Raw genomic sequence first — 26,193 nt, forward strand, 5'->3', positions numbered from 1 at the left:
GCGCTTCCTTCGTTTCCGACTCTATCAGATCTTTCCGATCCGATTTCCTCGGTGCTTTCCGGTCCCTTTCGCTTTCGCTCCGGGCCCTTCCGGCGGTTTCGACTTTATCAGATTCATTTCGGCCGACCTAATCGGTGGCTTTCGTGATTCGAATAAGAATCGGGATGACTCCGTGGAATCGAATCCCTTACCGGAGTGAGTGAGACTCTACCCGGTCACTGCCGAACTGTCCAGTTCTAGGCAACCGTTTGAATCTACCTCCCCACGAGCCCCGTGTCAACGGGTTTCGCGAGCACCGGAGGAGACTAGCAGCTCAGGAGGGCTCGACGCACATCAGGCGGCGGTGGGGAGCGCGGCGCTGCGGTCGGACTCCTCCAGGTCGCCGATGTCGCCGGCCCGGGCGGCGCGGCCGCCGAGCACGTAGACGTACGCGAGGAAGGCCAGCTCGGCGGCGATGCCGATGGTGATGCGGGCCCAGGTGGGAAGGCCCGAGGGGGTGACGAAGCCTTCGATCAGGCCCGACACGAAGAGCACCAGGGCGAGGCCGATCGCCATGCCGACGGCCGATCGGCCCTGCTCCGCCAGGGCTGCGCGGCGGGTCCTCGGGCCGGGGTCGATGACGGTCCAGCCGAGCCGGAGGCCCGTACCCGCGGCCACGAAGACGGCGGTCAGTTCGAGCAGGCCGTGCGGAAGGACCAGGCCGAGGAAGACGTCGAGGCGGCCGGCGGAGGACATGAGGCCGATGCCGACGCCCAGGTTCAGCATGTTCAGGAAGAGGATCCAGAGCACGGGGATGCCCAGGAACGCGCCCAGGACCAGGCACATGGCCGCGGCCTGGGCGTTGTTCGTCCAGACCTGGGCCGCGAAGGACGCCGCCGGGTGGCTGGAGTAGTACGTCTCGTACTGGCCGCCGGGGCGGGTCATCTCGCGGAGGTCGGTGGAGGCGCCGATCGAGGCCTGGACCTCCGGGTGTGTACCGATCCACCAGCCGATGAGGACCGCGAGCAGGGTGGAGAGGACAGCCGTGGGGATCCACCAGCGGCGGGACCGGTAGACCGCGGCGGGGAAGCCGGCCGTCAGGAAACGGATCGCGTCCCGCCAGGAGGAGCGGCGGGTGCCGGTGACGGTGGCGCGGGCGCGGGCCACGAGCTGGGTGAGCCGGGCCGTGAGCATGGGGTCCGGGGTACTGGACTGGACGATCGAGAGGTGGGTGGCCGTGCGCTGGTACAGCGCGACGAGCTCGTCGGCCTCGGCTCCGGTGAGCTTGCCGCCCCGGCGCAGGAGGTGGTCGAGGCGTTCCCACTCGGCGCGGTGGGCGGTCACGTAGACGTCGAGGTCCATGATCGGCTGCTGCTCCAGGCACTGGCTGCGGACGGGTCCGTACTACTGCGGCGCGCTGCGGGCCAGCTTGGCAGACTGGCGTTCGGAGGGGCCTGGAAGGTCGGAGAAGGGTGGGTGCCGTGAGTGGGTTGGTGACGGGAGACGCCGTCGTACTGGGGTTGCAGTCGGCGAGGCTGCCGAGTCGGGCGCTCGCGGTGCTCATCGACCTGGTCGTGGTGTGGGCCGCGTACCTGCTGATCTCGCTCGGGCTCGCGATCGCGACGGCTTCGCTGGACGAGGCGGCGGTCATGGCGGTGTCCATCGCGTCCTTCCTGCTGGTGCTCGTGGGGGCGCCGATCGCCGTGGAGACGCTGTCGCACGGGCGGTCGCTGGGGAAGCTGGCCTGTGGGCTGCGGGTGGTGCGGGACGACGGGGGGCCGATCCGTTTCCGCCACGCGCTGGTGCGGGGCGCGATGGGGGTCGTCGAGATCCTGATGACCTTCGGGGTCGTCGCCTGTGTCGCGTCGCTGGTGTCCGAGCGGGGGCGGCGGCTCGGCGACGTCTTCGCGGGGACGCTGGTGGTGCGGGAGCGGATACCCGCGGCGCGGGTTCTGGCGGTGCCTCCGCCGCCGCCGTGGCTGGTGGGGCGCTTCGCCGGACTCGATCTCTCGGCGGTGCCGGAGGCGCTGTGGCTGGAGATACGTCAGTACCTGACGCGGTCGCGTGAGCTGGACCCGGTCGTGGGGCGGCGCCTTGCGGAGCGGCTGGCCGACGAGGTCGTGACGCGAACCGGTACGCCTCCGCCGGCGGGGGTGCCGGCCGACGCCTATCTGGCGGGGGTGGTGGCCGAGCGGCAGGCGCGGGACGCCCGGCGGGCGTTCGCCCCGGCCGCGGCGGGGGGCGTGACGGGGGCGGCGGCCGGCCTGACGGGAGTGACGGGGATGTCCGGGGCGTACGGGGTGTACGGGGTGTCGGGGGTGCCTGGGGCCGTTCCGGGCTCGGTTGCCGCTCCCTCTTTCCCGGCTACTCCCGTGTCGTCTCCCCCGGTGGTGTCTCCCCCGGTGGTGTCTCCCCCGGTGGTGTCTCCCCCGGTGGTGTCTCCCCCTGTGGTGTCTCCCCCTGTGTCGTCTCCCCCGGTGGTGTCTTCCCCGGTGTCGTCTGACCCGGTCGTCGATCCCGTCGGGGAGTCCGGGGCGCGTCCTACCGGGTTCGCTCCTCCGGCCTGAGGAGCCGGCCCGTCAGGGAAAGACCGAGGGCGGGGTCTCCAGGGCTTCGAGTTCGATGCCGGGGGCGGAGAGGACGACGTCGCCGGCGATGTGGACCGTATGGCGTTCGCCCGTGTCCAGGGCGCTGACCTGGTACTCGTCCACCATCAGCAAGCCGTTGTCAGTGGCGTGCGCTTCACTTCTCAGCAGGGCCCAGGACTGGTCGACCGTGAGGGGGGCGAGCACCGGGTCCGTGAAGGCGACGAGCCTGACACGGGTCTCGGGGGAATCGGGGGTGAGACGCAGGAGTCGCGTGAGGGCGACGAGGAACGCCGGGGACGTGCCGGTGAAGGCGTGGGCGCGCACATTGCCTTCGGTGGCGTGGGTTCCGGTGGGGTCCGTACGGACCCAGGTGACGCCGTCGAGGGCCGCGCCGCGGACCTGCCAGCTCGCGGCGTGCAGTTCGAGGCGGATGGGGCGGCCGAGTTCGTCGACGGCCAGGTCGACGGAGCCACGGTGGTCGCCCGCGGGGGTGGTGATCTGCGAGACGTAGCGCCAGCCGGAGGGGCCGGGCGCGCAGTGGAAGTGCTCTTCACCGAGGGGGGTGTGATCGTGCGGGTCATGGAGCGAATAGCGGCCGCGGGGCATGGGTCCTCGGGGTCCTCGGGTGGCTACCGGGTGCGGTAGCGGGGGCGGGACGGGGCAGGCCCCCCGGCACGGGGGTGCGGGGGGCCTGCCTGAGTCCTCTACGGGTGTCCGGGACGGCGCCGCGTCAGCGCGCGGGCGCCGCCGGCCGGGGCATCAGTAGCGGTAGTGGTCCGGCTTGAAGGGGCCCTCGACCTCGACGCCGATGTAGGCGGCCTGCTCGGGGCGGAGGGTCGTCAGCTTGACGCCGAGCGAGTCCAGGTGGAGGCGGGCGACCTTCTCGTCCAGGTGCTTCGGGAGCACGTAGACGTCGGTCGGGTACTCCTGCGGCTTGGTGAAGAGCTCGATCTGGGCCAGGGTCTGGTCCGCGAAGGAGTTCGACATCACGAAGGAGGGGTGGCCGGTCGCGTTGCCGAGGTTCAGCAGGCGGCCCTCGGAGAGGACGATGAGGACCTTGCCGTCGGGGTAGGTCCAGGTGTGGACCTGCGGCTTGACCTCGTCCTTGACGATGCCCGGGGTCTTGGCGAGGCCGGCCATGTCGATCTCGTTGTCGAAGTGACCGATGTTGCCGACGATGGCCTGGTGCTTCATCTTGGCCATGTCCCCGGCCATGATGATGTCCTTGTTGCCGGTGGTGGTGATGAAGATGTCGGCGGTCTCGACGACCTCGTCGAGGGTCGTGACCTGGTAGCCGTCCATCGCCGCCTGGAGGGCGCAGATCGGGTCGATCTCGGTGACGATGACGCGGGCGCCCTGGCCGCGGAGGGACTCGGCGCAGCCCTTGCCGACGTCGCCGTAGCCGCAGACGACGGCCGTCTTGCCGCCGATGAGGACGTCGGTGGCGCGGTTGATGCCGTCGATGAGGGAGTGGCGGCAGCCGTACTTGTTGTCGAACTTCGACTTCGTCACGGCGTCGTTCACGTTGATCGCCGGGAAGAGGAGCGAGCCGGCCTGGTGCATCTCGTACAGGCGGTGGACGCCGGTGGTGGTCTCCTCGGTCACGCCGCGGATCTCGGACGCCAGCTGGGTCCACTTCTGCGGGTTCTCGCCGAGGGTGCGGTTGAGGAGACGGAGGATGTGGCCGTACTCCTCGCTGTCCGCGGTGGACGGGTCCGGGGCGGAACCGGCCTTCTCGAACTCGACGCCCTTGTGGACGAGGAGGGTGGCGTCACCGCCGTCGTCCAGGATCATGTTCGGGCCGCCGGTGGGCGTGTTCGGCCAGGTGAGGGCCTGCTCGGTGCACCACCAGTACTCCTCGAGGGTCTCGCCCTTCCAGGCGAAGACCGGGACGCCCTGGGGGTTCTCCGGGGTGCCGTTCGGGCCGACGGCGATGGCCGCGGCGGCGTGGTCCTGGGTGGAGAAGATGTTGCAGGAGGCCCAGCGGACCTCGGCGCCGAGGGCGACCAGGGTCTCGATGAGGACGGCGGTCTGCACGGTCATGTGCAGGGAGCCGGTGACGCGCGCGCCGGCGAGCGGCTGGGTCTCGGCGTACTCGCGGCGGATCGACATCAGGCCGGGCATCTCGTGCTCGGCGAGGGTGATCTCCTTGCGGCCGAAGACGGCCAGGGAGAGGTCGGCGACCTTGAAGTCCTGGTGGGCGGCAGTCGTCATGACTGGGCTGCTCCTCGTGTGTGCGAGTGCGAGGGTCGGTTGAGGCGCCTGGCACCGCGGCAGGACGCCGCTGGGCACACGAATGCCCGGGCGTTTGCTCGGTGCCGTCGTCGGAGGCCCTCTCTCCCTCGGCCGGTCCGTGGACCGCCCGACCGCCATCAGCAGCGACGTCTGGCTGGTCACGAATCTACACCGATCGGTGCGGCGGGCCACAGTCCGCATCGAGCCCGCGTGGGGCTCCCGGCACGCCCGTGCCTCGTACTGCCGTGTGCCCGCCACCCATCGCCCGTACGGACGTACGAGACCCCCGGGCCGTGTGGTCCCGGGGGTCCGAGGGGGTGGGGCGTGCGCCCCCGGGTCAGTGGCCGGGGCCGCCCGGGGTCTTGGCCGGGTTCTTGCCCGCCGAGGCGGCCGTCTCGCTGTAGATGTCGGGCTCCAGGTAGATGACCCGGGCGATCGGGACGGCGGCGCGGATGCGGTCCTCGGCGGCGTTGATGGCGTTCGCGACCTCGGTGGCCGTGTCGTCGTGCTGGACGGCGACCTTGGCGGCGACGAGGAGTTCCTCGGGGCCGAGGTGGAGCGTGCGCATGTGGATCAGGCCGGTGACGGTCTCGCCGTCGACGACGGCCGCCTCGATCTTCTTGACGTCGTCGACCCCGGCGGCCTCGCCGAGGAGCAGCGACTTGGTCTCGGCGGCGAGGACGAGCGCGATCAGGATGAGCAGGACGCCGATGCAGAGGGTGCCGATGCCGTCCCAGACGCCGTTGTCGGTCAGCAGGGCGAGGCCGACGCCGCCGAGGGCGAGGACGAGGCCGATGAGGGCGCCGAGGTCCTCCAGGAGGACGACCGGGAGCTCGGGGGCCTTGGCGCGGCGGACGAACTCCGTCCAGGAGAGGCCGCCGCGGATCTCGTTGGACTCCTTGATGGCGGTGCGGAAGGAGAACGACTCGGCGATGATCGCGAACACCAGGACGCCGACCGGCCAGTACCAGGCCTCGATGGGGTGCGGGTGCTTGATCTTCTCGTAGCCCTCGTAGATGGCGAACATGCCACCGACGGAGAAGAGCACGATGGAGACCAGGAAGGCGTAGATGTACCGCTCGCGGCCGTAGCCGAAGGGGTGCTGCGGGGTGGCCTCGCGCTGGGCCTTCTTGCCGCCGAGGAGCAGCAGGCCCTGGTTGCCGGAGTCGGCGAGCGAGTGGACGCTCTCGGCGAGCATCGACGACGAACCGCTGAAGAGGAACGCCACGAACTTGGCTACGGCGATCGCGAGGTTGGCGGCGAGAGCCGCCACGATCGCCTTGGTTCCGCCTGACGCGCTCATGGGTGTACGTGGTCCCTTCGTCGATGCTCCGGCTCGATCGCCGTGGTTCGGCCGGTCATTGTCGCATCAGGCCACGACGGTCGCGCGGAAGACCGTGCCCACCCCCGACAGCTCGGTGGGCTCGCCCGCCGGTACGAATACGGACTCGCCGGGGCCGAGGGCGGCGTCGCCGGCCTGCGGGCGGCCCGCGACGGCGAGCAGGATCTGCGGGGTGGCGGCGGTGACGTCGGTCGGCGCGGCGCCTTCCGGGCGGACGAACCGGGAGAGGCGGAACTCGTCGATCGGGGTCTCGTAGACCTCCTCGCCGGAGGGGGAGGCCTCGGGGCGCAGGACGGCCGGCTCGTTCGGGTCGAAGCGGACGATGCGGAGGAGTTCGGGGACGTCGACGTGCTTGGGCGTGAGGCCGCAGCGCAGCACGTTGTCGGAGTTGGCCATGATCTCGACGCCGAGGCCGTCGAGGTAGGCGTGCGGGACGCCCGCGCCGAGGTAGAGGGCCTCGCCCGGCTGGAGCCGGACGCGGTTGAGGAGCATGGCGGCGATCACGCCCGGGTCGCTCGGGTAGTGGTGGGCCAGGGTCGCGAACGGGGCGTGGTCGCCGCCGAGGCGGTCGGCGGCGGCATGGGCCTCGGCGACGGTGTGCGCCATCTCCTCGCGGTCGGCGGTGAGCAGGGCCGTCAGGACCTCGCGGAGCGCGGCCTCTTCGGGGTGGGCGTGGAGGAGGTCCACGTACGGCTTGAGGGAGTCGACGCCCAGCGCGGCGATGAGGTCGGCGGCCTCGACGGGGGCGCGGAAGCCGCACAGGCCGTCGAAGGGGGTGAGGGCGCAGATCAGCTCGGGCTTGTGGTTGGCGTCCTTGTACGTGCGGTGCGGGGCGTCGATCGGGATGCCGGCGGCCTCCTCGGCGGCGTACCCGGCCTTCGCCTGCTCCAGGTCGGGGTGGACCTGGAGGGAGAGCGGGGCGCCCGCGGCGAGCAGCTTCAGGAGGAACGGGAGCCGCGGCCCGAACTTCTCGACGGACCGCTCCCCCAGTTCGCGTACGGGGTCGGCGGCGATGAGCTCGTTCAGCGCGCCGCGGTCGGTGCGGGAGGGGGCACCGGGGTGGGCGCCCATCCACATCTCGGCCTGGGGCTCGCCGGTGGGGGCGGTTCCGAGCAGTTCCGGGATGGCCGTCGTGGATCCCCAGGCGTAGGGGCGGACGGTGTTGACGAGGCGGTCCATGGTGCCTGCCAGCTCCTCGGGGTGGTGACGGATCGTGCGGGTGTCGGGAGACAGGTGACAGGGGGTGGGTGACGGGCGGGGGTCCTTGCGGTGTACCTCCCCGGTCCTGGTGGTGGCCCTGCGCGGTCATCGTGGTGGCCCTGCGCGGTCATCGTGGTGGCCCTGCGCGGTCATCGTGGCGGCCCTGCGCCGACGTGGGTGGGGGCTGGTGCCGGGGGGTGTCCGTGGGGCGCCGGGCTGGGGCCGGTGGGTGGGTGCGGGTGGTTGGTGCGGGTGAGTGGGTGGGTGCGGGGTGCGGGTGAGTGGGTGGGTGCGGGGTGCGGGTGGGTGGGTGCCTGGTGCGTGGGTGCCTGGTGTGGCGGTGGGGCTAGTGCGGGGTGCGGCCCGGGGTCGCCAGGTTGAGGTAGACCGCCGCGAAGTCGGTCACCGCGAGCAGTTCGGCGAGTGTCTCCAGGTCGCCGCCCTCCTCCGGTTCCAGTTCGCTGATCGCCGTCTCGTGGCCGAGGGCCAGTTCCCGGGCGGCCGGGGCCGCGGTCAGGCCGTCCGCCGGGCGGTCGCGGAGCAGCACCACGCGCGCGCGGAGCGCCTGCTGCTCCTCCACGCGGTCGCGGAAGAAGTCGTCCGGGTCGGCGCCGGCCGCGTAGTCGCCCGCGAGGAGGACCCCGTGTGCGGGCAGGGCCTCGGGGAGTTCGGCGGCGAGCGCCGGCAGGCCCGCGAGTTCGGCGAGGACGGCGGCGAAGCGGCGGCCGGCCGGGCCGGCGGCGATGCCCTCGGTCCAGATCAGCGGGAGCGAGTCCGCGAGTTCGGCGGCGAGCGTCTTCGCCGGGTTGCTGTACGTGGCGATGGCCGGGCCGCAGCGTTCCGCCGTGCGGTCCAGGCGGTCGGCGACCTTCTCCAGGGCCTCCGGCGGCGCCTCGATGAGGCCGACGCGGTCCAGGAGCGCGAGCAGCGGGGTGAACAGGGCCCAGAGCGCCCCCGGGCTGGCGGCGATGCTCTCGGCGTACTCGTCGGGCATCTCGTTCGGGGCGATCGCCATCGGGACGAACAGGCCGCGCGAGCCGTTCACCGTCTCGGCGAGCGGGGAGGCCTTCGGGGCGACGGCGACGACCGTGATCCCGCGGCGGTACGCCTGCTCGGCGAGGAGGGCGAGGCCCGGTTCCGAGCCGTCGGTGGTGGGCAGCAGGAGCAGGTCCACCGATCCCGCCCAGCCCGGCAGGGCCCAGCGCAGGGCGCCCGCGGCGGGGGCGACGCCGGTCGGCTGGAGCCGTACGACGGGGGCGGCGGCGCCGGCGAGCGCGCCGATCAGGTCCGCGACGCCGGCGGCGGCGGTGCCGGGGCCCGCGACGAGGACGGCACGGGGGCGGCCCTCCGGGTGGAGGTCCGCGATGCCGGCCTCGGCGGCGTGCCGGGCGGCGGTCCGTACCCGTGCGCCTGCCTCGGCGGCGCCGCGGAGGAGGCCTCGGCGGTCGGCCAGGGCGAGGTCGTCCGGGGCGTCGAGGAGGGTCTCGTCGAGCATGTGCGGTGCCTCCTGGATGAACGGGGGTACGGGGTCCCGTGCGGGGCGCGGCTTGTGCTGGGCGGAGTGGTGCCGGTGCGGGGCCTCGTGGTGCGGCTTCAGGCGCGGAAGCCCGGGCCCGGCACACGGGGCCGTCCCGTGTGCCCACCCCTCCCGCCCTGCGGGACGATTGCCCACACGGGGGTGGGCGGCGGCCCGCGCGGGCGGGAGGCCCGGGGCCGTTATGCCGGCTTGCGGGCCTCGTCCGTCAGGAGGACCGGGATGCCGTCGCGGACCGGGTAGGCGAGGCCGCAGTCGGGGCTCGTGCAGATCAGCTCGGGGGTCTCGTCCGCCGTGCGGTCGTTCAGCGGAGCGTGGCAGGCCGGGCAGGCCAGGATCTCCAGGAGGCCGGCTTCGAGCGGCATGGGGTGTCCCTTCGAACAGACGGATCGGGCCAGGTCAGCCTACCGCCGGGGAACGGGGCACGCCCCCGTTCCCCGGCGGTACGGCGGGGTCAGCCGGTCGCCCGGACCAGGGCGAGGACCTCGTCGCGGATCTTGGCCATGGTGGCCTCGTCGCGGGCCTCGACGTTGAGGCGCAGCAGCGGCTCCGTGTTGGAGGGGCGGAGGTTGAACCACCAGTCCGCCGCCGACACCGTCAGGCCGTCGAGCTCGTCGAAGGTGACGCCCTCCGCGCCCTCGTACGCCGCCCGCACCTTCGCCGTGCTCGCCGCCTGGTCCGCGACCGTCGAGTTGATCTCGCCCGAGGAGGCGTACCGGTCGTAGGCGGCGACCAGGTCGGACAGGGTGCCCTCCTGGCCGCCGAGGGCCGCGAGGACGTGGAGCGCGGCGAGCATGCCCGTGTCCGCGTTCCAGAAATCCTTGAAGTAGTAGTGCGCCGAGTGCTCGCCGCCGAAGATCGCTCCGGTCTTCGCCATCTCTTCCTTGATGAAGGAGTGGCCGACGCGGGTGCGGACCGGCTCGCCGCCCTGCTCGCGGACGACCTCCGGCACCGACCAGGAGGTGATCAGGTTGTGGATGATCGTTCCGCCGGGGCTCTTGGCGAGCTCGCGCGCGGCGACGAGGGCAGTGATCGCGGACGGGGAGACCGGCTCGCCGCGCTCGTCGACGACGAAGCAGCGGTCGGCGTCGCCGTCGAAGGCGAGGCCGAGGTCGGCGCCCTCGGCGAGGACGCGGGCCTGGAGGTCGACGATGTTCTTCGGGTCGAGCGGGTTGGCCTCGTGGTTCGGGAAGGTGCCGTCCAGTTCGAAGTACATGGGGACCACGGACAGCGGGAGGCCTTCGAAGACCGTCGGGACCGTGTGGCCGCCCATGCCGTTGCCCGCGTCCACGACCACCTTGAGGGGGCGGATCGCGGTGAGGTCGACCAGGTTCCTGAGGTGGGCGGCGTAGTCCGCGAGGGTGTCGCGTTCCGTGATGGTGCCCGGCTCGGCCGCGGCCTCCGGGGCGCCCGTCGCGCTCCACTCCTCGGCGAGGGCGCGGATGTCGGCGAGGCCGGTGTCCTGGCCGACGGGGGCGGCGCCGGCGCGGCACATCTTGATGCCGTTGTACTGGGCCGGGTTGTGGGAAGCCGTGAACATGGCGCCGGGCAGGCCGAGGCTGCCGGAGGCGAAGTACAGCTGGTCCGTGGAGCAGAGCCCGATGAGCGTGACGTCGGCGCCGAGGCGGGACGCGCCGCGCGCGAAGGCGGCAGCGAGGCCGGGCGACGAGGGGCGCATGTCGCGGCCGATGACGATCGCGTCCGCGTCCGTCACCCGTACGAAGGCGGCGCCGAAGAGCTCGGCGAGCGTCTCGTCCCACTGGTCGGGTACGACTCCGCGGATGTCGTACGCCTTCACGATCTGCGACAGATCGGCAGTCACGGATCCACCCTCCTGAGTTCTCCACACGCGTGTGCGGCGCGTGTACGGAACGCCAAAACTACCCGGAGCGCAGTCGGGGATACGCGGACGGTGGCCGGTTGCCGTCAGTTGTCGGGCGAACGGAGCACCCTGAGGTGCCCGCGGCGACCGACTTCCATGGGGTCGCCGCCGCGGCCTCCGCCGCCCTTGCCGCCGGCTTCGGCCGCGCGCTCCTGGGGGCGGGCCGCCTCCCGTACCGCGTTGGCCAGCGCTTCGAGGTCGTCGCCGCTGGGGCGGGCGGGGGCGGATCCGTCGGAGAGCCGCACCACCTCCCAGCCGCGCGGGGCGGTGAGGCGCTCGCTGTGCTCGGCGCACAGGTCGTAGCAGTGGGGCTCGGCGTAGGTGGCGAGCGGGCCGAGGACCGCAGTCGAGTCGGCATAGACGTACGTCAGTGTCGCGACGGCAGGGCGGCCGCACGCGGTGCGCGAACAGCGACGTACAGGGCTCACGACGTTGGACGGTACCGCACTCTTGAGCGGGCCGCGACGACTCTCCCTCAGGTCACTCCACCGTGTCGCGGTGTGACCTCCGCCACCCCCCTTCGAGTGGTGGCGGCTCTGACCTGCGCGGGAGGGGGCGCAAGGGGGTGGGCGCAGGGGGCTATCCGGACACCTTGGGATACAAATCCGGTCAACCAGGGCCAGATGGCCGATCGTGACGGGCTGTCGAATCGGGCGTGCGGCTGGCCGGAATGTTCAGGTTTCGACAAGGTGGGGGGCGGCGGGGCGGGCACGCCGGAAAAGGTGGCGAGGATGCGCCACGGTGCGCTGGGACGGATGAGGGTTACGCTGCGTCAGTGATGGACAGTCCTGTGCCGCCGAGCCCCTCGCACCGTCCCGCGGAGCCCCCGGCGGAGCCTCGGGTCCGCCGCCGCGACCGGCACGGCCGCGGGATGCGGGGACCGGTCGCGCCGCCGCAGGTGCCGCTCTCCGCGAGCCGGGCCGACACCTTCCGCGATCTCGTCCTCGACTCGGTCGAGCGCCTCGAACGGCGCTGGCCGCAGCTGGCGGACGTCGACTTCCTGGTGATGGAGGTGCCGCCGCCGGTCTCCGGCGAGACGGTGCCGCTGGGGGGCTCGGTGCCGGCCGAGAAGAACGAGCCGGCGCGGGTGGTCGTCTATCGGCGGCCGGTCGAGATCCGCTCCAAGAGCCGGGACGAGCGGGCGCTCCTCGTCCACGAGGTCGTCGTGGAGCAGGTGGCCGAGCTTCTCGGGCTCTCGCCGGAGTCCGTCGATCCCCGGTACGGGCAGGACTGAGGCGGCGCTTCCCCCGTACGGGCGCCACCTCGGGCGCCCTGCGCCCGGTGCGGGTTCAGGCGCGGGAGCCTGGGCCCTGCAACGGGCGCCGTCCGCTCAGTCCAGGACCCCCAGGTCCTGGTGGGCTGACGGGACCTCCACCGTGCCCCGGTCGTCCACGAAGGTCTGGATCGTGAACATCGGGACGCCGTCCTCCGAAAGGGCGAGTGTCCGGGCCGCGTGCACCTTGCCGCCCGATACCGGTTCGACCGTCAGCGCGTAGGTGCCCTTGAGGCCCTCCGGGACGAGGTCGGCGAGGACCGTCGTCGTGCCCCCCTTCACCGTGACGGTCTTCGACATCGGCGTACCCCCCTCGGAGCCGGCCGAGGCCGTGACCTTGACCTGGGCATCCGCGCCGGGGGCGGTCAGGGAGAGCGTCGAGACCTTCGCGCGGTTGTCGGCGACCGTCGCCCGCGCCGAGACGGCCGCGGTCGCCGGGATGAACGCGATCTCGGTGTTCTCGCCCTTGCCGCGCACGACCTGGAGGGCCGCCACCACCGGCGTCGGCTTCTTCGGGTCGCTCGGGGTCAGCAGCAGGGAGCCCACCGCGCCCCGGGTGAGGTTCGGCAGGTCGACGGCGGCCGTCATCCCGGACTTCACGTGGAGCGAGTCCGCGCCCGCCGGGACGATCGTGCCGCTCGCGGTGACCAGCTGGACCTTGAGGTCGGCGTCGTCGTCACCGGGGGCGAAGGCCACGAGCCGCACCGCGGTGGCGTCGGCCGGGATGCCGGGGAGCACGGCGCTGCTCGCCGGGTCGGCGGCCGGGGCGATCCAGTCGCTGCCGAGCTTGTCGTCGGCGGCGGCCACGGCAGCGCCGACGCGACCGCTGCGGGTGGTGACGTGGACGGTGACGTCCTTCCGGCCGGCCTCGCTCGTGAGGGTCGACAGGAGCACCGGAACGGTGGAGCGGGCGGGGACCGGGATGCCCTCGGTGAACTGGGTCTTGAGGACGCCCTCGGGGCCGTACAGCTCGATGTCGGCGACGGCGGCCGAGTCGTCCGGGTTGGTGAGGTGGACGTAGTCCTGGCGGTCCTTGTCGGTGGAGGCCGCCGGGAACCAGAAGTCGGTGTCGGGGGCGCCGCAGCCGAGGCCGAGGAGGCCGCGCGCGCCGCCCGCCGGGACGACGGTGGTCTGCTGGACGGTCCAGCCGGGGGCCAGGGTGCCGGTCGCGGCGCCGGTGAGGGCGGGCACGGAGCCGCCGTCCGCCTGGGCGGTGACGGGCTTGCCGGGGGCGGTGACCGTCGCCGGGGCCTTCGGGGCCCGGGGCTTCTTGCCGGTCTTGCCGGTCCCGCCCACGGCGGTCGGGCTCGCGGCGGTCCGGAGCAGCGCCGTGGGCGGTTCGGCCTTGCCGGAGCCCGCGGCGGCGGAGCCCGTACCCGGCGGGGTGTACGAGGTGTAGCGCGTCTCGGCCACCTCGGAGGTGCTGGGCACCGGGCAGACGAGGCCCGCGCGCTCCACCGGCAGGCGGGTGGTGGCCTTCGCCTCGGCGACGGCGGTGCCGTCCGGGGCGGTGAGGGCCGCGAAGCCGGTGACGGCGGCGAGGGCCGTGGCGCCCGCGATCAGGGAGAGGGTCGTGCGCTTCACTGGTTGCTGCTCCCGTCGGGACGCTGCTCGGTCTCGTGGCCCTGGGGGTATCCGTAGCCGTAGCCGCCGTACGGGTCGTACTGCTGCTGGTCGTACTGCTGCTGCGGCTGCTGCGGGTCGTACTGCTGCGGCTGGTCGTAGCCCTGCTCCGGGTACGGCTGCTGCTCGTAGCCCTGCTGCGGGTACGCGTACGGCTGCTGCTGGTACGGGTCGGCCGCGTAGTCCTGGTAGTAGCCCTGGTCGGCGTACGGCTGGGTCCCCGGCTGCGCCGGGGCCTGCACGTAGGCCGGGTCGTAGCCGCCGGCCCCTTCCTGGTCCTGGCCCTGGGGCTCGTAGGACTGCTGCTCCGGGATCGGGGCCGGCGCGCCCTGCGCGGTGCCGAAGGCGTCGAAGGTGTCGGGGGCGTCGGGGGCGTCGGGGGTGCCGGACGCGGCCTCCGCGGCCGCCTCGGCTTCCGCGGCGGCGCGCAGGCGGCGGGCGCGGCGGCCGTCGCCCTCGGTCGCCTGGGCGGGGATCGCGAGCTCCTCCTCCGGCAGGTCGTCGTCGATCTCGCGGCGCCGCCCGGGCAGGGCGAGGACGAGCAGGACGACGGCGAGGCCGGCCTGGGCCCAGATCCACGCGGTGTGGGCGAGCGGCTCGTCGTACGTGAGGTCGAGGCGGCCGCCCTGGGCGGGGAGCTCGAAGCCCTGGGCCCAGCCGTCGACGGTGGTCCGGGTCAGTTCCTTGCCGTCGAGGGTGGCGGTCCAGCCCTCGTCGGCGCGGTCGGCGAGCCGCAGGACGCGGCCGGCGGGGCCGGCCGGGACCCGGGTGTGGGCCTCGACGGGGCCGGCGGCGACGGCGACCGGCTTGGCGGTCTCGTCCTTGGCGCCGTCCTCCGCCGTGGCCTTGGCCGCGGGCGGGACGATCATGAGGCGGGCGATCTCGCGGTCGACGCGCCAGAGCGCGCTGCCGTCGAGCTGGCTGAGGCGGCTGAGGCCGGGCGTGGAGTCGAGGACGCGGCTCATCTGGCGCGGTGCCCCGTCCCGTACCAGGACGTACCGGATGGCGTAGCCGCTGAGCTCCTGGGTCTGGTCGGCGCCGGAGCCGGCGACGAGGTGGGCGACGACCGAGTCGAGGCGCGGGTCGGCCTCGGCGGTCGCGGTGAGTTCGGCGTCGCCGAGGCGGGCGCCGGAGCCGCGGACCAGGGTGTAGGCGACCTCGCCGGGTGCGCCCGCGCCGAGGACGAGGGTGCGGGGCTGGTCGCGGGTGCCGCTCTCCTCGGCGACGAAGGCCGGGACCTGGACCGGGTCGCGGCGGGTCAGCGGGCCGTCGGCGCCGCCGATCATCCAGCCGGCGGCGGCGACGGCGGGGCCGAGGGCGCAGGCGAGGGCGATGAGGGCGGCGACGGGCTGGCGCCAGCCGAAGCCGTGGGCGGCGACGCGGGTGCGGCCGCCCTCGGCGCCGATCATGCCGGCGGCGATGAGGGCGGCGCCGTAGACGAGGGTGGCGGGTCCGGCCCAGCCGGTGCCGCCCGCGCCGTTGGTGAGGACGGCGAAGAGGAGTCCGGCGAGGGCGGCGGCCCAGGCCGTACGGACGGCGAGCTGCCGCTCCTCGCGGAGCAGTCCGGCCAGGCCCGCGAGGACGAGGCCGATCAGGAGCAGGCCGCCGGTGGTGCCGGGGCCGCCGGGGCTGGTGCCGAGCAGGTCGAGCGCGGTCGCCGTGCCCGTACGGACGTCGAGGCCGGCCTCGCGCAGGAGGGAGCCGGGGTCGGTGAGCAGGGTGAGCGACCAGGGCGCGAGGACGAGCAGCGGGGTGCCGACGGCGGCGAGGAAGCGCAGCGCGTACGCGGTGAGGTCGGAGCGGCGGACGGCGAGCACGCCGAGGCCGAGGAGGACGGCGAGCGGCCAGACGACCGGGGTGAACGCCATCGCGAAGGTCAGCAGGAAGGCGTACGCCCAGGTGGCGCGCCAGCTGCCGCGGTCGGGCCGGTTGAAGCCGTGGGCGGCGACGGCGGCGCGGGCGATCAGCGGGAGCAGGATCGCGAGGACGGCGGTGCCGAGCCGGCCGGCGGCGAGGGCACCGGTGGCGGCCGGCAGGAAGGCGTACGCGATGGCGCCCCAGGCGCGCAGGAGCCGGGACTCGACGATGCCGCGGGCGGCGAAGTACGCGGTGAAGCCGCCGAGCGGGACCGAGCAGACGAGCAGCAGGGTCAGCGCGGTGGAGGTGGAGCCGAGGAACAGCGCGGAGAGCGCGGCCAGGACGGCGAGGTAGGGCGGTGCGGTCTGGGTGCCGCCGGTGCCGATGGCGTGCCAGGCGTCGGCGTACCGCGACCAGAGGCCGGAGACGGTGTCGGGGGCGGGCAGCAGGGCGCCGCCCGCCAGCGAGCCGCCGGCGAAGAGGTTGCGGCAGGCGACGAGGGAGACGAGGAGGAGCAGGGCGAAGAGGACCGGTCCCGGCTTGCGGGCGATCTTCTTGAGCCGGGCGAACTGCTCGATCTCCAGGTAGTCGGCGTCGTCGCCGCCGGGCCCGGACTCGACGACGCCGTGTCGGGAGCCGCCGGTGTCGGCCTCGGATCCGCCGAAGTGGGAGGCCAGCTGCTCGACGGTGGCGCGGACGGTGGCGCCGGGCGGCGGGAAGAGGGAGCGGAACTCGCTGTTGGGGACGGCCGGGTTCCTGCGGCGCTTGCGGGCGGCGAGGATCTTCTCGGGCCGCAGCAGGGTCGCGAGCAGGCCCATGACCTCGTCGACCGCCTGCCCCGGTGCCTTGCCGACGAGGTAGGCGAGGGTGCGGAGCAGGGTGCTGAGGACGAGCCGTACGAGGACGTACGGGAGGGCCGGGCCGCGGGCGTTGGCGAGGAGGGTGTGGACGGCACCGGCCTTGTCGACGCGGTGCGGGTTGGCGGCGGTGCGACCGGCGCAGTCGACGGTGCGGCGCTCGCGGGCGGAGGCCTCGGCGTGCCGCAGGACGGCGTCGGGGGCGACGAGGACGTGGAAGCCTGCGGAGTGCGCGCGCCAGCACAGGTCGACGTCGTCGCGCATCAGGGGCAGGCGCCGGTCGAAGCCGCCGAGGGCCTCGAAGACGTCGCGGCGGACGAGCATGCCGGCGGTGGAGACGGAGAGGACGGAGCGGACCTGGTCGTGCTGGCCCTGGTCCTGCTCGCGGCGGTCGAGCCCGGTCCAGCGGCGGCCGCTGCGGGCGATGCTGACGCCGGCTTCGAGGAGCTGCTTCCTGTCGTACCAGCCGCGCAGCTTGGGGCCGATGACGGCGGCGTCCGCGTCGGACTCGGCGACGCGCAGGAGTTCGGCGAGGGCGCCGGGCTCGGGGGCGCAGTCGTCGTGGAGGAGCCAGAGCCACTGGACCGGTTCGCCGTGCGGGAGTTCGGGGAGGTCGTACGCCTCGTCGTTCCAGGTGCGGCTGACGGGGTCCCAGCCGCTGGGGCGCTTCAGGTAGGGCAGGTCCTCGGGTCCGAGCAGGGGCGCGGTGCGGGCGGCCTCCTCGACGGCGGCGCCGAAGCCGGTGCGGCGCGCGAGGTGCAGGACCCGGTCGGCGCCGATGGCGTCGGCGACGAGCTGCGCCGAGTCGTCGGCGCTGCCGGTGTCGGCCGCCACCACGGCCTGCACGGGGCGCTCCTGGGCAAGCAGCCCGGCGAGTGCGTCGGGCAGCCAGCGGGCGCCGTCGTGGGTGACGAGCACGGCGGTGACGACGTGTCGCGGAAACTCAGGAGTTGAGGACATCGAGCTACGGGCCCTCCGGCCGGGGTCGCCCGCGGGGGGCGTGGGGAGCGTCTCGGACGGAGGCCCACACTAACGGCTGCACGCGGAGCGGTCCGCCGCCCTGTGGACAGACCGTGCGGGACGCCTCCGTAACGGGACACAGCGTGCGGGTCACGTGGAACGGCCGCCGGCTGTGGGCGGAGCGGGGGGGGGCGGTTCCGTACCGGTCGCACGGCCCACCCTCCCGCGACGGCTGGCCCATCCGCCCGCGACGTTTGCCCCACCCGCCCGCCCGGCGACGCTTGGCCCACCTGCCTGCCCGGCGACGCTTGGCCCACCTGCCCGCCCGGCGACGCTTGGCCCACCTGCCTGCCCGGCGACGCTCGCCCGGCGACACTTGGCCCACCTGCCCGCGACGCCTGGCCCCAGGACACGGCGCTCGGCCCCCGGTCACGACGCTTCGCCCCCGGACACGCAGAACGGTCCGCCGCCTGTGGATGGTGCACAGGGGGCGGACCGTTCGTCATGTCCTGGTGTGCGCGCCGGGGCGCGCGGGGCCCGGCAGGCTTCGCGCGGTTCAGACGGCGGCCTTCTTCAGGCGGCGTCGCTCGCGCTCGGAGAGGCCGCCCCAGATCCCGAACCGTTCGTCGTTCTGCAGGGCGTATTCGAGGCACTCGGAGCGGACCTCGCAGGCGAGGCAGACCTTCTTGGCCTCGCGGGTCGAGCCGCCCTTCTCGGGGAAGAAGGACTCGGGATCGGTCTGGGCGCACAGCGCGCGCTCCTGCCAGCCGAGTTCCTCGTCCGCGTCCTCGACCAGCAGTTCCTGGAACAACTCGGTCATGTGCGCCCCTCGTCTGTTCTGTGCGTCCCCGTGATGTTGCCGGGGCGAACCCGGCCGAACGACACGAGTGAAATTACAAGTTCGTGCTCTGTGCGAGTCAAGCCGAGATCTGCTATTGGGCCCCGTATTCACTCTGCGGAACCAACCCTATGCGGAAAGTGTTCAAATCGCCAAAAAACGTGACACATGCCGCTGGCTCGACCACGCCGCGACGTCTTCACAGGGGAGGACGTTCAGGACTTGGATCTTGTTGCGATCCAGTCACGGATGCGATCTGGATCACAGTCCGATCACGTCCGGCCACGTTTAAGGGCGCGGTCGAAGCGCCATCTCTCCTGGTCCGCGCCTGAACAAACCTTTCTCCGGGGACTGTAACCGGATGAGGTGAAACATTACCCCCAAATCGGGCATTGAGTTGACAGTCGGGTGCCCCTCCGGCCACCTTGGACGGCATGCCAGCGACCACAGCGCCCTCCGCGACCCACAGCCGTGGGTTCCGCCGCGCTGTCCAGGCGCGCTGTTGCTGTTGCTGTCCCAGCTGTTGATGCCGTAGAGCTCCAGCTTCTTCTCCCAGCGTCACCCTGCGTCACCCGTGTCACCTCTCTTCCGTGACCCCCACCGCTTCTGTTTCTGCTGAGGAACCTCCCCATCCCATGAACATGGACAGCGACCTTCAGATCGCCGGCGACATCCTCGAAGTCCCGCACCTGCTCCAGCCCGAGCGCGCCCACCCCGTCACCGTGGCCGAGTTCGCCGGCCTCGCGCGCTCCATCGCCGAGGACCGCTCCCAGTGGGCCCCGTACGTCGAGTACGACGCCACCACCCGCTGGTACCACCGTCTGCGCACCGGACCCGGCTACGAGGTGTGGCTGCTCTCCTGGGTGCCCGGCCAGGGCAGCGGCCTCCACGACCACGGCCTCTCCTCCGGCGTGCTGACCGTCCTGGAGGGCGAGCTGACGGAGCGTACGGACCGGGGCGCCCGGAGGCTCGACGGCGGCGCGCAGCGCGTCTTCGCGCCGGGGTACGTCCACGAGGTCGTCAACGACTCCCTCGAACCGGCCGTCAGCCTGCACGTCTACTTCCCCGGCCTCACCGAGATGCCGATGCACGAGTCGCTCCAGGCGCAGTGCGCCCCGGCAGCCCCGGCAGCCCCGGCAGCCCCGGGGGTTGTCCACGCCTGACAGACTGCTGTGCATGCGCATTGTGGTTCTGGCCGGCGGCATCGGTGGTGCCCGTTTCCTTCGCGGCCTCAAGCAGGCCGCGCCGGACGCGGAGATCACGGTCATCGGCAACACCGGTGACGACATCCATCTCTTCGGGCTGAAGGTCTGCCCCGACCTGGACACGGTGATGTACACCCTCGGCGGTGGCATCAACGAGGAGCAGGGCTGGGGACGTACGGACGAGTCCTTCACCGTCAAGGAGGAGCTCGCGGCGTACGGGGTCGGACCCGAGTGGTTCGGCCTCGGCGACCGGGACTTCGCCACCCACATCGTCCGTACGCAGATGCTCGGCGCGGGCTACCCGCTGAGCGCCGTCACCGAGGCGCTGTGCGCCCGCTGGCAGCCTGGCGTCCGCCTCCTCCCCATGTCCGACGACCGCGTCGAGACGCACGTGGCGATCGAGGTCGACGGCGAGCAGCGCGCCGTGCACTTCCAGGAGTACTGGGTGAAGCTGCGCGCCTCCGTCGACGCGAAGGCCGTCGTGGCGGTCGGCGCCGAGGCCGCGAAGCCCGCGCCGGGCGTCCTGGAGGCCATCGCCGAGGCGGACGTCATCCTCTTCCCGCCGTCCAACCCGGTGGTGAGCGTCGGGACGATCCTGGCCGTGCCCGGGATCCGCGAGGCGGTCGTCGCGGCCGGCGCGCCGGTCGTGGGCCTCTCCCCCATCGTCGGCGACGCCCCCGTGCGCGGCATGGCCGACAAGGTCCTGGCGGCCGTGGGCGTGGAGTCCACTGCGGCGGCGGTGGCCCTGCACTACGGCGCCGAACTCGTCGGCGGCTGGCTCGTGGACACCGTGGACGCGGGCGCGGTCGCGGAGGTCGAGGCGGCGGGCATCGCGTGCCGCGCGGTGCCGCTGATGATGACCGACGTGGACGCGACGGCCGCGATGGCGCGCGAGGCGCTGGCGCTGGCCGAGGAGGTGCGGGGGTGACGGGCGCGGGTGTCGGCCCGGTGTCCCCGGACGCCTCGGACGGCTCGGGCGCCTCGGGCGCCTCGGACGGCTCCGGCGCCTCGGACGGCTCGGGCGGCGCCGTGGGCGGGTCCGGGGCGGTCGGCTCCGGGGGAGGCCCGTCCATACCCGCGTACCGCGTGTGGGCCGTGGCCGGGCTGCCCGAGGTGGCCGCCGGTGACGATCTCGCCAAGCTGATCGCCTCCGTGTCCCCGGAACTCGTCGACGGGGACGTCCTGCTCGTCACCTCCAAGATCGTCAGCAAGGCCGAGGGACGGATCGTCGCGGCCGACGACCGCGAGGAGGCCATCGACGCCGAGACGGTACGGGTGGTGGCGCGGCGCGGCACGCTCCGCATCATCGAGAACCGGCAGGGGCTCGTCATGGCCGCCGCCGGGGTCGACGCCTCCAACACCCCTTCCGGGACGGTGCTGTTGCTGCCCCAGGACCCCGACGCCTCGGCGCGGCGCATCCGTTCGGGGCTGCGCGAGGCGCTCGGGGTCGACGTGGGCGTCGTCGTCACGGACACCTTCGGGCGGCCCTGGCGCACCGGGCTCACCGACGTGGCGATCGGGGCGGCCGGAGTGCGGGTCCTCGACGACCTGCGCGGTGGGACCGACGCCCACGGCAATCCGCTGAGCGCGACCGTGGTCGCCACCGCCGACGAACTCGCCGCCGCCGGTGACCTGGTGAAGGGCAAGGCGGCCGGGCTTCCCGTCGCCGTCGTGCGCGGACTGCCCCACGTGGTGGGCGACGACGGCGAGGAGGGCGCGCGGGCGCTGGTGCGCGTCGCCGCCGACGACATGTTCCGGCTCGGGACCTCGGAGGCCGTACGGGAGGCGGTGACGCTGCGGCGGACCGTACGGGAGTTCACCGACGAGCCGGTCGACCCGGGCGCGGTCCGGCGCGCGGTCGCCGCCGCCGTGACGGCCCCGGCGCCGCACCACACCACGCCGTGGCGGTTCGTGCTCCTGGAGTCGGCGGAGTCGCGGACGCGGCTGCTCGACGCGATGCGGGACGCCTGGATCGCGGACCTGAGGCGGGACGGCAAGTCCGAGGAGTCCGTCGCGAAGCGGGTCCGGCGCGGGGACGTCCTGCGCAACGCGCCCTACCTCGCGGTGCCCTGCCTCGTCATGGACGGCTCCCACCACTACGGCGACCCGCGCCGGGACGCCGCCGAGCGCGAGATGTTCGTGGTCGCGACGGGCGCGGGCGTGCAGAACTTCCTGGTCGCCCTCGCCGGCGAGCGGCTCGGCTCGGCCTGGGTGTCCTCGACGATGTTCTGCCGGGACGTCGTACGGGACGTCCTCGGGCTGCCGGACGACTGGGACCCGATGGGCGCGGTCGCGATCGGCCACCCGGCGGCCCCGCCGAAGGAACGCCCGGCGCGGCTCGCTTCGGAGTTCGTCGCGGTGCGGTGAGGTCCTTCTAGAGGCGCGTGATGTCGTTCGGGGTCATGCGCGGGGCCCTGCGGGGCGGTACGCGGCCGCTGAGGAGGATCAGGCGGGCCGCACGGTGGCGCTGGCCCGCGTACGGGGCCAGGAGCTCCAGCATCGCCTCGTCGTCCGTCGTACGGTCGCCCGCGAGCGCCCAGCCGACGATGCCGGGCAGGTGCAGGTCGCCGGTGGTGACCTCGTCCGGGGCGCCGTTGCTGCGCTGGATCGTCTCGGCGCTCGTCCAGGGGCCGATGCCCGGGACCAGCTCCAGGCGCTTGCGGGCCGCCGGGCCGTCCATGTGCGCGGCCTCCTCCAGGCGGGCCGCGACCCGCGCCGCGCGGACGATCGTGGCGGCGCGCTTGCCGTCCACGTTCGCCCGGTGCCACTCCCAGGACGGGATCTGCGTCCACGCGCGCGCGTCCGGCATCACGTACAGGCCGTCCGGGGCCGGGCCCGGGGCCGGCTCGCCGTACTTCCGCACGAGCGCCCGCCAGGACCCGTAGGCCTCGTTCGTCGTGACCTTCTGCTCCAGGACCGACGGGATCAGGGACTCCAGGACCAGTCCCGTACGGGTCAGGCGCAGGCCCGGGCGGCGGCGGTGGGTCGCCAGGATCAGCTTGTGGCGGGGCACGAAGGCGGCGGGATCGTCCTCGGCGCCCAGGAGGGCCGGCAGACGGTCCAGGAGCCAGCCCGCTCCCGGGCCCCAGGCCTCCGCCTCCCCGACGGTGACACGGAGCGTGCCAGGGCCGTCCGGGGTGCGGCTGGCCCGCCAGACCGAGCCGTCCGGGGTCACCCGGAAGGTGGGGTCGGCGGGGCCGCGGCGGAGGGGGCCGAGGGTGAGGCCGAGGTCCAGGGGGGCGGCGTCATCTGTGACGGGGAGGGGGATGTGGCCGCCGCGCGTGGTGGTGCGGGTGGGTTTGGGTGCGAAGCGGCCGGCCATGGGTACGAGCGTAGCCGTGCGGGCCTTCGCCCACGCCCGCCGCGAGGACCCGGGCCCCCGCTTGTGTGGGCCGCGCCCGCGTGGGCCCGCCCCCGCCCGTGTGCACCCGCGCCCGGCGGGGCGGTGCCCCGGCCCACCCGCCGTGTGGGCAATCGTCCCGCTGGGCGGGGCCCACCCGCCCGGACGGCGCCCACCCGCCGTGTGGGCAATCGTCCCGCTGGGGCGGGACGGGTGGGCACACGGGACGGCGCCCTCAGCGGCGCCTCCGCGTTCCGCGCCTGGACCCGCACCACTTGTGCGCCGTACCTGCGGGTGCGGGTTCAGGCGCGGGAGCCTCTGGCGCCGGCAAGGCGCGGGTCCGTTGTGCCCACCCTCCCCCAAGCTCTCGGCTCCGCTCGAGCAGGGGGACCCCCATCGCCCCTTGCGGAACGCCTGCCCACAACGGGGGCGGGTGGGTGGGCACCGCCCCGGACCGGCGCCCACAACGGGTGGCGGCGGGGGGCACCGACCCGGCGGGACCGGCGCCCACAACGGGGGCGGCGGGTGGGCACCGCCCCGGCGGGACCAGCGCCCACAACGGAGCGTGGGCGGGGGCCGTCCCCGTGGAGCGGAGGGCCACAACGGGGCGGCGGCGTGCTACTGGTCCGAGGAGAAGCGGACTGCGCCGGCCGGGAGGGTCGTGTTGCACCAGACCCGGACGCCCTCGCGGAGTTCGTTGTCCGGGCCCACCTGCGCCCCGTCGCCGACGACCGCCCCGCTGACGACCGTACGCGCGCCGATACGCGCCCCCGCGCCGATCAGGGAGTCCGTGATCACCGCGCCCGGTTCGACGATCGCGCCCGCGAGGAGCGTCGAGCCCGTTACGCGGGCCCCTTCGCCCACCACCGCGTCCGAGCCGACGACCGTGCCGCCGGTCAGCTTCGCGTCCGGGGCGACGCGCGCCGACGGCAGGACCAGGCGGTCGCCGCAGCGGCCCGGGACGGCCGGGGAGGGCGCGCGGCCCAGGACCAGGTCGGCGGAGCCGCGGACGAAGGCCTGCGGGGTGCCGAGGTCCAGCCAGTACGTGGAGTCGACCATGCCCTGGAGGTGCGCCCCGGCGGAGAGGAGCTCCGGGAACGTCTCGCGCTCGACGGAGACCGGGCGACCCGTGGGGATCGAGTCGATGACCGAGCGCTTGAAGACGTACGCGCCCGCGTTGATCTGGTCCGTGACGATCTCCTCCGGCGTCTGCGGCTTCTCCAGGAAGGCCGTGACGCGGCCCGTGCCGTCCGTGGGGACCAGGCCGAAGGCGCGCGGGTCCTCGACCCGGGTCAGGTGGAGCGAGACGTCCGCGCCGGAGGAGGAGTGGGTCGCGACGAGGGCCTGGATGTCCAGGCCCGTGAGGATGTCCCCGTTGAAGATGAGGACCGGCTCGTCGGGGCCCGAGTGCAGCCGCGAGGCGACGTTGCGTATCGCGCCGCCGGTGCCGAGGGGCTCCTCCTCGGTGACGTACTCCAGGCTCAGGCCGAGGGACGAGCCGTCACCGAAGTGCGGCTCGAAGACCTCGGCCAGGTAGGAGGTGGCGAGCACGATGTGCTCGACGCCCGCGGCGCGGGCCCGGGCCAGCTGATGCGTCAGGAAGGGGACGCCCGCCGCCGGGACCATGGGCTTGGGCGTGTTGACCGTGAGGGGTCGCAGCCGTGTGCCCTTGCCACCGACCAGGAGGATCGCTTCTGTCACCTTGTCGTCTCTGCTTCCTGTTCGGGGCCGGTCAGCTCGCCCGTCTCGGTCGTCCGTGCGATATGACCGGTCAGTTTATGCAGATGGTTGCCTCCCTGACCGCATCCGCGACCCCATCAGGGCCTTCCCTGGTACTTCGCCGAGGTCGCACGGGCCGTGCCGAGCTTGCCGTACAGGCGTCCGCCGGGACATTCCGTGGCGAATCCGTCGCGGTGTCCGGCGATGGCGTTGAACCGCACCGTCGTGCCCTTCTTGTACAGGTTTCCGCCACCTGAGATCAGGGTCGACGTGCCCTTCGGATTCACCCCGTGCAGCCCGAGCTTCCAGGCCGTCAGACGCGCGACGGCGGTCACGACGGCGGCGGGCGGGTTGCTCTTGCTGAAGGTGCCGAGGACGGCGATGCCCATGCTGTTGGTGTTGAAGCCGAGGGTGTGCGCGCCCATGACCGGCTTGGCGACACCGCCGGCCCGGCCCTCGTAGATGTTTCCGCACTTGTCGACGGCGAAGTTGTAGCCGAAGTCCCGCCAGCCGCTGCTCTTCACGTGGTAGCGGTAGATGCTGCGCAGGACGGAGGGGGCCTGCTTGCAGGTGTAGTTGTTGCCGGTGGCGCTGTGGTGGACGAAGGCCGCCTTGATGGTCTTCGTGTAGACGAAGCCCTTCTCGCGGATGCTCTCGTCCGCACCCCAGCCCTTACGGGTGATGATCTTGGGGCGGGGGCCGATGTACGGCTTCGCCGCGAGGGCACCCCGAGCGGCCTGGGCGAACGGGGCGGGCTGGGCGGCCTGGGCGGGCTGGGCTCCTTGGACCGCTTCTGCTGTCTGGCCCGTCTCTGACGTCTGGCCCGCTTCTGCTGCCTGGCCCGTCCCTGACGTCTGGACCGCTTCTGCCGCCTGGCCCGTCCCTGACGTCTGGCCCGCTTCTGCCGCCTGGCCCGTCCCTGCCGCTTCCGCCGCCTCCGCGGCCTGCGCCGCTTCCTGTTGCGGCATGCTCCGGGCCGCGAGTTCGGTCTCCTCCTTCGAGAGGGCCGGGATCCACGCCGCGCCGTACGGGGCGAGCTGGGCGTTCACCGCGCTCGCCGCCGCCTCCGCCGCGCTCAGGCCGACCGGGCCGGCCGGGATCCTCGCGCTCCGGGTGTGGGGGGCGGGGGCCTCGGGCTCGGCGGCCGGGTCCTGCCCCGGGGCCTCGCCCGGGGCCTCACTCGGGGCCTCGCCCGGGTCCACCAGTTCGAGCCGGAGGCCCGCCGGGAGCGGTTCCTCCCCCCGTACGCGAATCTCCACGCCGTCCGAGTCGCCCACCCACAGCGGGGCCGTGGAGCCGCGGAGCGCACGGGCGGAGCCCTCGGCGGTGCCCGGGTCGGCACCGTGCTCCTCGTTGTGGGTCTCCACGTCCTGCCACTCCGACCAGGCGCCGCCGCCGGTGGCGCGGGTGCGGACCTGGACGGTGCCGTGCAGCGGGGCCGCCGGGTCGTCCCAGACGACACCGACGAGCGAGAAGGGCCTGACGTCGCGTCGGGTGAGCCCCTGCTCGCCCGAGCCGGTCGCCCCGCCGACCAGGGACCGCGTGGCGGCACCGAGCGGTTCGAGCGGCAGCGACTGGGTGGAGCCCGGGAGTTCGGGCGCGGGTGGCAGGGCGGAGGCGGCCGCGGGTGGCGCCGAGGCCGCCGCCGGCGCGGTGAGGGAGACCGGCAGGGCGAGTACCGCCGCGCAGGTGACGGCGATCGAGGAGGCGAGTGAGGCACGCATGGGCCGATCGTGCGGATCGCCGGGCCGTTCCGCGCGC

The 26,193-nt window shown here is 73.6% G+C and carries 20 protein-coding genes; 5 read left to right on the forward strand and 15 right to left on the reverse strand.

Features of this window, described 5'->3' with window-relative positions; all coding sequences use genetic code 11:
* Positions 1 to 333: 333 nt before the first annotated feature.
* Positions 334 to 1,341, reverse strand: coding sequence for a stage II sporulation protein M (locus ACF07V_RS38510; protein WP_392160828.1), 1,008 nt, complete (start codon positions 1,339 to 1,341; stop codon positions 334 to 336).
* A gap of 119 nt (positions 1,342 to 1,460) precedes the next feature.
* On the opposite strand from ACF07V_RS38510, the gene ACF07V_RS38515 reads away from it, so the two are divergent.
* Complete coding sequence (locus ACF07V_RS38515; RefSeq protein ID WP_392160830.1) at positions 1,461 to 2,546, forward strand: RDD family protein; 1,086 nt, start codon at positions 1,461 to 1,463, stop codon at positions 2,544 to 2,546.
* A gap of 12 nt (positions 2,547 to 2,558) precedes the next feature.
* On the opposite strand, the gene ACF07V_RS38520 is transcribed toward ACF07V_RS38515, so the two are convergent.
* The 8 genes from ACF07V_RS38520 to ACF07V_RS38555 form a co-directional block, all read right to left on the reverse strand.
* The gene (locus ACF07V_RS38520) at positions 2,559 to 3,173 is read right to left on the reverse strand and encodes a hypothetical protein (RefSeq protein ID WP_392160832.1); all 615 of its coding nucleotides are present in this window, start codon (positions 3,171 to 3,173) and stop codon (positions 2,559 to 2,561) included.
* A 153-nt stretch (positions 3,174 to 3,326) separates the two neighbouring features.
* Positions 3,327 to 4,781 (reverse strand): adenosylhomocysteinase, encoded by a 1,455-nt coding sequence (gene ahcY, locus ACF07V_RS38525; RefSeq protein WP_392160834.1) that lies wholly within the window; start codon positions 4,779 to 4,781, stop codon positions 3,327 to 3,329.
* Between the two features lie 358 nt (positions 4,782 to 5,139).
* Complete coding sequence (locus tag ACF07V_RS38530) at positions 5,140 to 6,105, reverse strand: cation diffusion facilitator family transporter (RefSeq protein ID WP_392160836.1); 966 nt, start codon at positions 6,103 to 6,105, stop codon at positions 5,140 to 5,142.
* A 66-nt stretch (positions 6,106 to 6,171) separates the two neighbouring features.
* Positions 6,172 to 7,323: a mannose-6-phosphate isomerase, class I gene (gene manA / locus ACF07V_RS38535; RefSeq protein ID WP_392160838.1), complete on the reverse strand. Its 1,152-nt coding sequence runs from the start codon at positions 7,321 to 7,323 to the stop codon at positions 6,172 to 6,174.
* 367 nt (positions 7,324 to 7,690) lie between these two features.
* The gene (locus ACF07V_RS38540) at positions 7,691 to 8,839 is read right to left on the reverse strand and encodes an SIS domain-containing protein (protein ID WP_392160839.1); all 1,149 of its coding nucleotides are present in this window, start codon (positions 8,837 to 8,839) and stop codon (positions 7,691 to 7,693) included.
* Positions 8,840 to 9,060: 221 nt separating this feature from the next.
* Entirely contained in the window at positions 9,061 to 9,243 is a 183-nt protein-coding gene (locus ACF07V_RS38545) for a Trm112 family protein (protein WP_086832166.1), read from the reverse strand.
* Between the two features lie 89 nt (positions 9,244 to 9,332).
* Positions 9,333 to 10,700 carry a phosphomannomutase/phosphoglucomutase gene (locus ACF07V_RS38550; RefSeq protein WP_392160841.1) on the reverse strand — a complete coding sequence of 456 codons (1,368 nt, stop codon included), beginning with the start codon at positions 10,698 to 10,700 and terminating at the stop codon, positions 9,333 to 9,335.
* A gap of 104 nt (positions 10,701 to 10,804) precedes the next feature.
* Complete coding sequence (locus tag ACF07V_RS38555) at positions 10,805 to 11,239, reverse strand: DUF3499 domain-containing protein (RefSeq protein ID WP_382872065.1); 435 nt, start codon at positions 11,237 to 11,239, stop codon at positions 10,805 to 10,807.
* 299 nt (positions 11,240 to 11,538) lie between these two features.
* On the opposite strand from ACF07V_RS38555, the gene ACF07V_RS38560 reads away from it, so the two are divergent.
* Positions 11,539 to 11,994 carry a metallopeptidase family protein gene (locus tag ACF07V_RS38560; protein WP_392160872.1) on the forward strand — a complete coding sequence of 152 codons (456 nt, stop codon included), beginning with the start codon at positions 11,539 to 11,541 and terminating at the stop codon, positions 11,992 to 11,994.
* 96 nt (positions 11,995 to 12,090) lie between these two features.
* Here the strand turns inward: ACF07V_RS38560 and ACF07V_RS38565 are convergent, their stop codons facing one another.
* The 3 genes from ACF07V_RS38565 to ACF07V_RS38575 all read right to left on the reverse strand — a co-directional run bounded on the left by ACF07V_RS38565 (position 12,091) and on the right by ACF07V_RS38575 (position 18,150).
* Positions 12,091 to 13,617 carry a DUF5719 family protein gene (locus tag ACF07V_RS38565; protein ID WP_392160843.1) on the reverse strand — a complete coding sequence of 509 codons (1,527 nt, stop codon included), beginning with the start codon at positions 13,615 to 13,617 and terminating at the stop codon, positions 12,091 to 12,093.
* The gene (locus tag ACF07V_RS38570; protein WP_392160845.1) at positions 13,614 to 17,330 is read right to left on the reverse strand and encodes a glycosyltransferase family 2 protein; all 3,717 of its coding nucleotides are present in this window, start codon (positions 17,328 to 17,330) and stop codon (positions 13,614 to 13,616) included. The genes ACF07V_RS38565 and ACF07V_RS38570 overlap by 4 nt, the downstream gene beginning before the upstream one ends.
* Positions 17,331 to 17,886: 556 nt before the next feature.
* Entirely contained in the window at positions 17,887 to 18,150 is a 264-nt protein-coding gene (locus ACF07V_RS38575) for a WhiB family transcriptional regulator (RefSeq protein ID WP_015033978.1), read from the reverse strand.
* A 653-nt stretch (positions 18,151 to 18,803) separates the two neighbouring features.
* Between ACF07V_RS38575 and ACF07V_RS38580 the strand changes: the two genes are divergently transcribed.
* The 3 genes from ACF07V_RS38580 (at position 18,804) to ACF07V_RS38590 (ending at position 21,740) form a co-directional block, all read left to right on the forward strand.
* On the forward strand, positions 18,804 to 19,331 hold the full coding sequence (locus ACF07V_RS38580; protein WP_392160847.1) for a cysteine dioxygenase: 528 nt from the start codon (positions 18,804 to 18,806) through the stop codon (positions 19,329 to 19,331).
* 13 nt (positions 19,332 to 19,344) lie between these two features.
* Complete coding sequence (gene cofD / locus ACF07V_RS38585; RefSeq protein WP_392160849.1) at positions 19,345 to 20,301, forward strand: 2-phospho-L-lactate transferase; 957 nt, start codon at positions 19,345 to 19,347, stop codon at positions 20,299 to 20,301.
* A gap of 101 nt (positions 20,302 to 20,402) precedes the next feature.
* Entirely contained in the window at positions 20,403 to 21,740 is a 1,338-nt protein-coding gene (locus tag ACF07V_RS38590; protein ID WP_392160873.1) for a coenzyme F420-0:L-glutamate ligase, read from the forward strand.
* A 7-nt stretch (positions 21,741 to 21,747) separates the two neighbouring features.
* On the opposite strand, the gene ACF07V_RS38595 is transcribed toward ACF07V_RS38590, so the two are convergent.
* From ACF07V_RS38595 to ACF07V_RS38605, 3 genes are all read right to left on the reverse strand, one after another.
* Complete coding sequence (locus tag ACF07V_RS38595; RefSeq protein ID WP_392160850.1) at positions 21,748 to 22,695, reverse strand: DNA-3-methyladenine glycosylase family protein; 948 nt, start codon at positions 22,693 to 22,695, stop codon at positions 21,748 to 21,750.
* Between the two features lie 636 nt (positions 22,696 to 23,331).
* The gene (locus tag ACF07V_RS38600) at positions 23,332 to 24,414 is read right to left on the reverse strand and encodes a sugar phosphate nucleotidyltransferase (protein WP_392160852.1); all 1,083 of its coding nucleotides are present in this window, start codon (positions 24,412 to 24,414) and stop codon (positions 23,332 to 23,334) included.
* Between the two features lie 116 nt (positions 24,415 to 24,530).
* On the reverse strand, positions 24,531 to 26,156 hold the full coding sequence (locus tag ACF07V_RS38605) for a peptidoglycan recognition protein (protein ID WP_392160854.1): 1,626 nt from the start codon (positions 26,154 to 26,156) through the stop codon (positions 24,531 to 24,533).
* Between the last annotated feature and the right edge of the window lie 37 nt (positions 26,157 to 26,193).

Origin of the sequence: Streptomyces sp. NPDC015661 (assembly GCF_043077765.1) — a bacterium.
In the GTDB taxonomy this organism is placed as follows: Bacteria; Actinomycetota; Actinomycetes; order Streptomycetales; family Streptomycetaceae; genus Streptomyces.

Excerpts from the sequence above, each read along its gene's own strand:
- ACF07V_RS38510 (WP_392160828.1), bottom strand. The coding sequence starts at position 1,341 with ATGGACCTCGACGTCTACGTGACCGCCCACCGCGCCGAGTGGGAACGC.
- ACF07V_RS38520 (WP_392160832.1), bottom strand. The coding sequence starts at position 3,173 with ATGCCCCGCGGCCGCTATTCGCTCCATGACCCGCACGATCACACCCCC.
- ahcY (WP_392160834.1), bottom strand. The coding sequence starts at position 4,781 with ATGACGACTGCCGCCCACCAGGACTTCAAGGTCGCCGACCTCTCCCTG.
- ACF07V_RS38530 (WP_392160836.1), bottom strand. The coding sequence starts at position 6,105 with ATGAGCGCGTCAGGCGGAACCAAGGCGATCGTGGCGGCTCTCGCCGCC.
- manA (WP_392160838.1), bottom strand. The coding sequence starts at position 7,323 with ATGGACCGCCTCGTCAACACCGTCCGCCCCTACGCCTGGGGATCCACG.
- ACF07V_RS38540 (WP_392160839.1), bottom strand. The coding sequence starts at position 8,839 with ATGCTCGACGAGACCCTCCTCGACGCCCCGGACGACCTCGCCCTGGCC.
- ACF07V_RS38545 (WP_086832166.1), bottom strand. The coding sequence starts at position 9,243 with ATGCCGCTCGAAGCCGGCCTCCTGGAGATCCTGGCCTGCCCGGCCTGC.
- ACF07V_RS38560 (WP_392160872.1), top strand. The coding sequence starts at position 11,539 with ATGGACAGTCCTGTGCCGCCGAGCCCCTCGCACCGTCCCGCGGAGCCC.
- ACF07V_RS38570 (WP_392160845.1), bottom strand. The coding sequence starts at position 17,330 with ATGTCCTCAACTCCTGAGTTTCCGCGACACGTCGTCACCGCCGTGCTC.
- ACF07V_RS38575 (WP_015033978.1), bottom strand. The coding sequence starts at position 18,150 with ATGACCGAGTTGTTCCAGGAACTGCTGGTCGAGGACGCGGACGAGGAA.
- ACF07V_RS38580 (WP_392160847.1), top strand. The coding sequence starts at position 18,804 with ATGAACATGGACAGCGACCTTCAGATCGCCGGCGACATCCTCGAAGTC.
- cofD (WP_392160849.1), top strand. The coding sequence starts at position 19,345 with ATGCGCATTGTGGTTCTGGCCGGCGGCATCGGTGGTGCCCGTTTCCTT.
- ACF07V_RS38595 (WP_392160850.1), bottom strand. The coding sequence starts at position 22,695 with ATGGCCGGCCGCTTCGCACCCAAACCCACCCGCACCACCACGCGCGGC.
- ACF07V_RS38605 (WP_392160854.1), bottom strand. The coding sequence starts at position 26,156 with ATGCGTGCCTCACTCGCCTCCTCGATCGCCGTCACCTGCGCGGCGGTA.